Origin of the sequence: Nonomuraea mesophila (assembly GCF_004352805.1) — a bacterium.
Classification (GTDB): domain Bacteria; phylum Actinomycetota; class Actinomycetes; order Streptosporangiales; family Streptosporangiaceae; genus Nonomuraea; species Nonomuraea longispora.
Genome location: NZ_SMLD01000280.1, coordinates 1 through 6909 on the forward strand (window position 1 = coordinate 1; position 6909 = coordinate 6909).

The following is a 6909-nucleotide window of genomic DNA, read 5'->3' on the forward strand; positions in this document are numbered from 1 at the left end:
GGCTTCAGGGGCGGGCTCCACGAAGAACGGGCTCCAGGGACCGACCCCACGGGGAACAGGCTCCGGGGACTGACGGACCCACCGCGAGCGGGGCTCTAGGGATGGACCCCAGGATGGTGGGAATCCCACGGAGAACCGGTTCTTGGGACGGGCTCCAGGGAGCGGACGGTTCCTGTGCTGAGTTGGCGTGTGCCTCGTGCTGGGGCCTATGCCAGCGACTTGAAGTGATCTCGCTGATTGCTCCGGCTCGGTGCCGATTCGATCGAACGACGCGGAGACGACGTGGGGTCAGAACGTTGTGGGGCGGTCGCCGGTGCCGTGGTGAAGTTCGGCGGTGCGAAGCCTAAGAGCGGCGTCGGCCGGGCGAAGCCTTAGAGCGGCCCGGCCGTGCGAAGCCCTCAGAGCGGCCCGGCCGTATCGCCGTTCAGGCCCTGGGATGGGCCTGGCGGTAGGCGGCGCGCAACCGTTCGATGGAGACGTGGGTGTAGATCTGCGTGGTGTTCAGCGATGCGTGCCCGAGCAACTCCTGGACGCTACGCAGGTCCGCCCCGCCCTCCAGCAGGTGTGTCGCCGCGGTGTGCCGGAGACCGTGCGGCCCCATGTCGGGCGCCCCGTCAACCTGGGCCAGCCGCGCGTGTACCACCCTCCGGACCGTGCCCGCGTCGATGCGGCCGCCACGGACCCCCAGGAAGAGCGCGGGCCCCGATTTCGCTCGGGCCCACAGCGGCCGCCCGTGGATGCACCACCTGTCCAGGGCGCGCAGCGCGGGCAACCCGAATGGCACCGAACGCTCCTTGCGCCCCTTACCGAGGACCCTGAGGACGTGCCGTTCACGGTCGACGTCGTCGACGTCCAGGGCGCACAACTCGCTCACCCGCACGCCCGTGGCGTACAGGAGCTCCAGCAACGCCTGGTCGCGCAGTTCCTTCGGCTCCGCGGCGGCTGGGACCTCCATCGCGGCCTGCGCCTGCTCCTGGTCGAGTACGGATGGCAGCGACCGGGCCGTCTTGGCGGTGCCCAGCAGCAATCCCGGGTCTGTGGGCAGCCAGCCGCGGCGATGGCAGTAGGCGGTGAAGGTGCGGGCGCAGGCGGTCCGGCGTGCCAGCGTGGCTCTGGCCTTTCCCTCCTCGTGCTGGTCGGCCAGCCACCCCCTGAGAGCCCCGATGTCCAGACCGCCTAGCTCTCCGCCCAGGTGATCGAGCAGGGAGGTGACGTCGGTCAGGTAAGCCCGGACCGTGTGCGGTGAGAGATCGCGCTCCAGCCGCAGGTACCGGCCGAAATCGGCCAGCACATCGTCCCTCGTCACAGCCGCGGCGCCGTCCTCACGAACCATGTCTTCCACGTCCCCATCATCGTCGGTGCCGGCCATGGTGCTGTGTCGCCACCTTTCCGCCGCCCGTGATGCTCTTGGCCGGCCCGCGTATGACCGTCAACGTGCCTGCCCCTCGTCATGTGCGTCAGCCGGTTCGCCTGTGCCTGGCCTTCCCACCAGTGCCGGCCGTCCTGTCTGCGGCGGCGCTCTCGTAGGCATTCCTGACTTACCAGCCTGCTCGTCGTTCACTGGCATACGTCGTGCTGCTTCACCCCTCGTGATGTGTTTCCCCCTCCGGCCGTGCCCGCGCATCGACGGTGCCACGTGTGCCGAGCGGCGACGTCAACAAGCGATTGTCATGATCCTCAACTATGTCGGCAAAAAGTAGGAGTCACCGGTGCGTGGTTCTCTTCGCCTTTCGGCGGACACACGACAGACTGTTGTGTGCGGCCATCGCGGTGCTCTCCTCCGGTCTTGATGCAGGCCCTCCAAGGATCACGCGATGGCCGTCACCATGTCCACGTCAGTCCGCACGGTCACTGGTGTGCGTCGGGCCACCGCCAGGTGTCAGGGATGCAGCCCCTCCGCTGCCGGCTGGGTGATCGGCGAGTCGTCAGGGAACGGCGGGTCGTCCGTCTGGTCGGCGGCCTCCGCGGTGAGCGGAGGTTGCAGGGCGGCTGCTTCGGAAGCCTTGCGGTAGCTGGTCGCGGGCTTGCGCAGGCGCCAGCCGTTCGCGGCGCGTTCGATGTAGCCTGCGGCTGCCAGGCCGCCCAGCGCGCTCAAGGTCGTATCCAGGCTTACCCCCGCAGCCACCGCGATGGAGGCGGGCCCCGCGCCGCCTCGGGCGGGAATGGCGTCAAGCACTCTCTTCGTGGACTCGTTCAGTCTGTCCCTGGAGACGGCGGGGACTCGGCTCTGCGGGGCCAGGTCGTCGCCTATCACGCCGACCAGGTCGATCATCTCTTCAGGCGTGGTCACGCAGACTGCCTTGCGCTCCCTGAGCAGCCGGTGGCAGCCGGCCGACTGGCTCGACGTGATGGGGCCGGGCACCGCCGCCAGGTGCCTGTTGAGGGACAGCGCATGGGCGGCCGTGTTGAGCGCGCCGCTGCGCAACGCTGCCTCCACCACCACGGTGCCCCTCGACAGGGCGGCGATCAGGCGGTTTCTGACAAGAAAGCGGGCCCGGGTGGGATGGACGCCCGGCGGGCATTCGCTGATCACGACACCCTGCTGCCTGACGGCCGCGAACAGGGTGTCGTGGCTGCTCGGATAGCAGACGTCCACGCCGCACGCCAGCACGGCCACCGTGGGGGCATCGGCCGCCAGAGCTCCTTTGTGCGCCGCCCCGTCCACGCCGTACGCGCCACCTGACACCACCGTCCAGCCGGACTCGCTGAGCCCCACACCGAACTGGGCAGCGATGTGTGAACCGTAGGACGTGGCGGCACGGGCGCCGACCACGGCGACGGACTTCAGGCACGCGAAGCGCAGGTCGGCCGTGCCGTGCAGCCACAGCCCGAGAGGACGGCTGGCCCCCAGTTGGTCGAGCTGGGTCGGCCATTCCGGGCTGCCAGGGATGATCAGCCTCGCTCCAGCCTTCTCACCTGCTTCCAGGTCGCCCGCCGGTCTGGCGGCCGCCAGCCGGGCGTACCAGGCGTTCAGTCGGCCGGTGAGGTCGGGCGGGCGCTCGTGCCGGGCCTCCCGCGCGGCGAACTCGGGAGGCAAGGCGCGTGCACGGATCGCTGCCGCCGCCTCCGCGGCGCCGTACTGGGCGACGAGACGCCCCATGACAGGGTCGCCCACGTCGGTGGCGCGCATGAGAGCGGCCCTGGCCACCAGTTCGTTCGTCTCCTCCCGCACCCGCCCCGAGGGTGAGGTCATGGCGACCGCGGCCCGCCCGGAGTTCACGGTTGTCGTGGTGGACGGAAGAGTGTGTACGGGCCTATGGGTGGGCGGGAGTGAGGTGGCCGGCGCGGATGGGGAGGTCGGCGGCGGAGTGGTGTGTTGGATGGGCTGGGCGGCTGTATCGGCTGCGGAGGCCGGAGGTGACGTGGTCGCGGGAGCGGATGGCATGGGGCTACTGGTGGTGCTTTCGTGAAGTGGAACGGACATGGACCGTCCAAAGGGGTCTTGGAAACGGACAGGGAACTGGTGCAGAGCTGAAACAGGGGGACCCGCATGCGAGAGGTCTGGAATCGACCCTGGCGAACTCGCCGGGAGGGCCTCTGCGGAACCGGGGTCTCCTCGCCGGACAGGGCCCTGGGGCGATGACACGGGGCCTGGTGTGGGGAATCGGCTGCGTCACGACGTGACTCCCAGCCAGAAACTGAGGGCGGCCGTGGTCTCGTCCTCCTCCGGGCGGTCCTTGCCCGCCAGGTCGGTGAGGGTCCAGGCGACCCGCACCACGCGGTCGAGGCCCCGGGCGGTGAGGATGCCGGAGTCGAGGCAGGACGTCATAGGCCGCATGGCCGCCTCACCTGGGCGGTAGTCGGCGTGCAGGATGGAGGAGGGAATCTCGGCGTTGGTGCGCCAGGGGGTGCCGGCCAGGCGTTTGGCGGCTCGGTCGCGGGCCACCAGCACGCGTTCGGCCACGGTTTTGCTGGTCTCCACGAACTGCCGGTCGGCCAGAAGCTCGCGCCGGGTCGAGCGGGCGACCGTGACCTTCATGTCTATGCGGTCAAGGAGCGGGCCTGAGAGCCTGCCGAGGTAGCGGCGTCTGGTCGTGGGCGAACACTTGCACGCCTCGCCCTTGTCGTCGGCCTGGGCGCAGGGACAGGGATTGGCGGCCAGGACGAGCATGAACCGGGCAGGGAACGTGACCGAGCCCGCCGATCTCGACACCGTCACCCGGCCGGACTCCAGCGGCTGTCGCAGGGCGTCAAGGACGTGACGGGGAAACTCGGGAGCCTCGTCCATGAACAGCAGGCCCCTGTGGGCAAGGGAGACCGCACCCGGACGCACGACCGCGCTGCCGCCGCCGATGATCGCGGCGGACGTCGCCGTGTGGTGCGGGGCGACGAACGGTGGCCTGCTCATCATGGGCGAATCGGGCGGCAGCACCCCCGCAACGGAATGGATGGCGGTGACCTCCAGGGCGTGATCGAGCTCCAGATCCGGAAGGAGGGTGGGAAGGCGTTCGGCCAGCAGGGTTTTGCCGGTGCCGGGCGGGCCGAGCATCCACAGGTTGTGGCCGCCTGCCGCGCACACTTCGAGGGCTCGGCGGGCCACCGGCTGGCCTACGACCTCCGACAGGTCAACCGCGGGATCGATGGTGGACCTCCGTGCCTGCGCGCCGTCGTCGGCCCGGGCCTGCGGAGGGTCGTCTCCTGTGCGCAGCCACTCGACCAGCTGCCGCAGGCCCTCCATGGGGACGACCTTCACATCGGGCACCAGGGATGCTTCGGCCGCGTTGGCGGACGGTACGACGACCGTCGCACCACCGTGCTTGCCGGCACCGAGCACCGAGGGGAGGACGCCGCGCACGGGTCTGATGCGGCCGTCGAGGCCGAGCTCACCCAGGAAGAACGGCTCCGCGATGCGCTCGGCGGGGATCACACCCGCGGCGCCGAGGATCGCCACGGCTATGGCCAGGTCGAACTGCGACCCCCGTTTGGGCAGGCTGGCAGGGAACAGGCTGACGATGATGCGGGCGTCTGGCCATGGGTAGCTGCTGTTGACCACAGCGGACCTGACCCGGTCGCGGGCCTCGCTGAGCGCGGTGTCGGGGAGGCCGATGAGATGGATGCCCGCCAGTCCGTTGCCCACGTCGGCCTCGACCTCGACGGTGCGGCCGGCGACCCCGACGACGGCCACGCTGCGGGTGCGGGCCACGGCCATCTAGATCGCCCCCCGTACGTGGCGCAGTGCGAAATCGCCGGCGAAGCGCTCAAGGGCGATCACGTCCACGCGCACGGAGTCGAAGCTGCGCTGCTGCGTGGCCAGCCACTTCGCCGCCAGCATGTGAAGCCGGACCAGCTTGGCCCTGCTCACACCCTCCAAAGCCGTGCCGTGTGACGTGCCCGACCGTGTCTTGACCTCGACCACGACCAGACTGGGGCCTTCTTCGGCGATGACGTCGATCTCGCCATGACGGCAGCGCCAGTTGCGCTCGATCACCTTCATTCCCTGTGCCTCCAGGTAGGTCACGGCTAGCTGCTCGCCCTGCTTGCCGAGGCCGAGTCTGTTGTTCGCGGGCATGTGCCACCTCCGTCTGGTTGCCGGGCACCGACTCTCGTGGATTCGAGGTGGGGCGAGGTCGGCCGAACGGGGTTCTGGGGATGGCGGTGGTGTTACCGAGAAGTTGTGGATAACCGGTGTGCCGTTGCCGGACGTACCTGGTCAGCCGTGGCGCGGACGGCGGTCGCGATCGCCTCTCCTGCGGTGCCGTTTACGGTGTCGGCCTTGTGGCGCGATGTGCCGGTGAGAGGGGGACCGGGAGCGCAGGCGCCGACGTACGGTCGTGACCACGCTGAGGAGAAGGAACCCTCCCAGCAGCGCGCTCAGGACGATCGCGCTCGCGGCGGGGATGGCCGGAACCGAGACCGTCAGGACTGGCGCGGGCGGGTTGGACGGCCGTGCCTCGTGAACCGGCCGTACGACAAGAACGCCGGTGGAGTGAGGGAGCGCCGCTGGCGGATCGGGCGCGGTGACCCTTCTCGCCGACACCGGTACCGGTGGCGGGGGCGCGATGGCCTGGCGGGTCGCGAGGGCTGATGGTACGGGCGGGATGGTGTGTCGGGTTGTTCGTGTCGGTGGTGCGGGCGCGGTGGTCTGCCGGGTCGTACGTGTTGGTGGTACGGGGGCCGTGGCCCACCATGCCGCGAGAGCCGCTGGTACGGGGGCTGCGCTCCATCGAACTGCAGGCCCTGGTGGAACGGGTGCGCGGGATGTCGCCGACAGGGGGATGGCGGTGGCATGCGCCTGTGGCGGAGCGGCGATGCCCGAGTCGGCTGACGGTGGAGGCGCGGAGTGCGGGCTCGGGGGAGAGCCGTGGGGAAGGTGTTCGGGGCTCGCCTGCCAGAAAGGGAGAAGGCGGATGGGGGCTTGGCCCAGGAGGAGGAGAGGGTCGAGGTAACGGGCGCCGCGCAGGAGGCCCCAATGGAGGCATGGCTCCTGGCAGTGATCGGTCGACGACTCGAGGACGCCCAGCTTGGCGCCCTGCGCGATGGATTGGCCCTGCGTCAGGGATGAGGTGACCGGTACGTACGTCGTGCGCAGGCCGCTCGTGTGCTCGACCGTGATCACACCCCTTCCTCCGACCGGGCCCGCGAACCGGACCGTGCCCGCGCCTGCCGCGAGCACCGTGGCGCCTGGCGGGGCGGCCAGGTCGACGCCTCGGTGGCCGGCCAGCCACGGTTCAGGTGGTGGAGCGAAGCGGCGGATGACGCGAGGGTGACCATCCAGCGGCCAGCGCCATGTGGGTGAGGCCCTTGCCGCTGCGGGCGCTGGGACGGCGATGACGGTGGCCGTCAAGACGAGCGCCATCACGGCGCCGCGGATCGTGGCGACGGCCGCCAGGGTGCTGCGGGTGGTGGCGAGCTTCGTCGGGGTGTCGTGTGTCGTGATGAGAGTGGTTTGGGCTTCGGGTGGGTGAAGGC

Annotated in this window: 5 protein-coding genes; all 5 read right to left on the bottom strand. The window is 70.1% G+C overall.

Annotated elements, in window-relative coordinates:
* Nucleotides 1-424: 424 nt before the first annotated feature.
* The 5 genes from E1295_RS46200 to E1295_RS52765 all read right to left on the bottom strand — a co-directional run bounded on the left by E1295_RS46200 (nucleotide 425) and on the right by E1295_RS52765 (nucleotide 6796).
* A complete protein-coding gene (locus E1295_RS46200) occupies nucleotides 425-1333 on the bottom strand; it encodes a tyrosine recombinase XerC (RefSeq protein ID WP_132641471.1) in 909 nt (302 codons plus the stop codon).
* Between the two features lie 546 nt (nucleotides 1334-1879).
* Entirely contained in the window at nucleotides 1880-3220 is a 1341-nt protein-coding gene (dprA, locus tag E1295_RS46205) for a DNA-processing protein DprA (protein ID WP_246081202.1), read from the bottom strand.
* A gap of 393 nt (nucleotides 3221-3613) precedes the next feature.
* Nucleotides 3614-5149: a YifB family Mg chelatase-like AAA ATPase gene (locus tag E1295_RS46210; RefSeq protein ID WP_132641467.1), complete on the bottom strand. Its 1536-nt coding sequence runs from the start codon at nucleotides 5147-5149 to the stop codon at nucleotides 3614-3616.
* Nucleotides 5150-5509, bottom strand: a complete 360-nt coding sequence (locus tag E1295_RS46215; RefSeq protein ID WP_132641469.1) for a YraN family protein — start codon at nucleotides 5507-5509, stop codon at nucleotides 5150-5152.
* Between the two features lie 141 nt (nucleotides 5510-5650).
* Entirely contained in the window at nucleotides 5651-6796 is a 1146-nt protein-coding gene (locus E1295_RS52765; protein WP_132641475.1) for a M23 family metallopeptidase, read from the bottom strand.
* Nucleotides 6797-6909: the final 113 nt, after the last annotated feature.

What these genes read in the sequence shown, in the direction of transcription:
- E1295_RS46200 (WP_132641471.1), bottom strand. Translation starts at nt 1,333, where the DNA reads ATGGTTCGTGAGGACGGCGCCGCGGCTGTGACGAGGGACGATGTGCTG.
- E1295_RS52765 (WP_132641475.1), bottom strand. Translation starts at nt 6,796, where the DNA reads ATGGCGCTCGTCTTGACGGCCACCGTCATCGCCGTCCCAGCGCCCGCA.
- E1295_RS46215 (WP_132641469.1), bottom strand. Translation starts at nt 5,509, where the DNA reads ATGCCCGCGAACAACAGACTCGGCCTCGGCAAGCAGGGCGAGCAGCTA.
- E1295_RS46210 (WP_132641467.1), bottom strand. Translation starts at nt 5,149, where the DNA reads ATGGCCGTGGCCCGCACCCGCAGCGTGGCCGTCGTCGGGGTCGCCGGC.